The organism is Escherichia sp. E4736 (assembly GCF_005781225.1).
GTDB lineage: Bacteria > Pseudomonadota > Gammaproteobacteria > Enterobacterales > Enterobacteriaceae > Escherichia.
The window spans coordinates 1-1,322 of the sequence record NZ_VATT01000080.1 but is presented as its reverse complement, the minus strand read 5'-3'; the positions used below and the strand labels follow the sequence as shown (position 1 = coordinate 1,322).

The 1,322-nt window shown below is 56.1% G+C and carries 2 protein-coding genes; one reads left to right on the top strand and one right to left on the bottom strand.

Going from position 1 to position 1,322, the window contains the following annotated elements; all coding sequences use genetic code 11:
- The coding region (locus FEK46_RS23355) for a MobC family plasmid mobilization relaxosome protein (protein WP_171021389.1) at positions 1-219 on the bottom strand (219 nt) is incomplete at its 3' end.
- Positions 220-895: 676 nt separating this feature from the next.
- Between FEK46_RS23355 and FEK46_RS23885 the strand changes: the two genes are divergently transcribed.
- The gene (locus FEK46_RS23885; RefSeq protein WP_171021388.1) at positions 896-1,057 is read left to right on the top strand and encodes a replication initiation protein; all 162 of its coding nucleotides are present in this window, start codon (positions 896-898) and stop codon (positions 1,055-1,057) included.
- The last annotated feature ends 265 nt before the right edge of the window (positions 1,058-1,322 follow it).

The window sequence follows — 1,322 nt, the reverse complement described above, 5'->3', positions numbered from 1 at the left end:
GCTACCGCCACCGGCGTTAACCTGTCGGGCAATCTGATTGAGGTTGTTACCCATACCGGCAAGCTGACGAAGCAGTGCCGGCGAGGTCGAGGGAAGTTTGCCAGCACGGGCGGGCTTCTCGCCCAGGCACGTCTGGCGCATCCAGGCCGCGAGCTGTTTACCGCCGCAGCGTTCCAGCAGACGCCGGTGCTCGTCTTCCGTTACCCACATCGTGAGCATTTTGCTGCGTTTGTCTGCCAATCCGGCCTCCTGATAACGCCGGGACGGGCGGGAAATCTTTTCCCGGTCGGCGCGGTGTTGGACAAGCCGCAGGCGCGTCAGTGGCTTTTAGCGGGTTTCGGGGCGCAGCCCTGAACCAGTCACGCAGCGCTAGCGGAGTGTATACTGGCTTACTTATGCGGGGTCAGTGCGTAGTGTATGAAAGGTGTACCATGTCTGGTGTGAAATGCCGCACAGATGCGTAAGGAGAACATGCCATTTCCGGTGCTCTTCCGCTTCCTCGCTCACTGACTCGCTGCGCTCGGTCGTTCGGCTGCGGCGAGCGGAGTCTTCACTCTCAAAAGAGGAGCTACGGTGATCCACAGAATCAGGGGATGGCACCGGAAAGAACATGTGACCCAAAAGCCAAGTGCCGGGAAAAGTCCGCGCCGGAGGCGTTTTTCCATAGGCTCCGCCCCCCTGACGAGCATCACAAAAAAATCGACGCTCAAGTCAGAGGTGGCGAAACCCGACAGGACTTAAAGATACCAGGCGTTTCCCCCTGGTGGCTCCCTCGTGCGCTCACCTGTTCCTGCCTTTCGGTTTACCGGTGTCATTCCGCTGTTATGGCCGCGTTTGTCTCATTCCACGCCTGACACTCAGTTCCGGGTAGGCAGTTCGCTCCAAGCTGGACTGTATGCACGAACCCCCCGTTCAGTCCGACCGCTGCGCCTGTTCCGGTAACTATCAACTTGAGTCCAACCCGGAAAGACACGATAAAAGGCCACTGGCAGCAGCCACTGGTAAACAGGATGTGCGAGAGATGTATTCAGAGTTCTTGAAGTTGTGGCCTTACTGAGGCTACACTGGAAGGACAAATTTGGTGACATGTCTTCTCGCACAGGACTGTTACCTTCGGGAAAACTTGTTGGTAGCTCTTTTTCCCGGCAAACGAACCACCGTTGGTAGCGGTGGTTTTTTTGTTTTTGCGATGAGCAGATTACGGCTGTAGCACAAGGATCTCAAGAGGATCATATCAATAACGATGAGAAAGATATTTTCTGAGTAGTTCTACCGCCTCAGCATCTGTCTCAGCCGCGTCTGTTTCCACCGGTTGAGCAGAC

Coding starts and splice junctions, on each gene's coding strand:
- FEK46_RS23885 (WP_171021388.1), top strand. CDS start 896: ATGCACGAACCCCCCGTTCAGTCCGACCGCTGCGCCTGTTCCGGTAAC.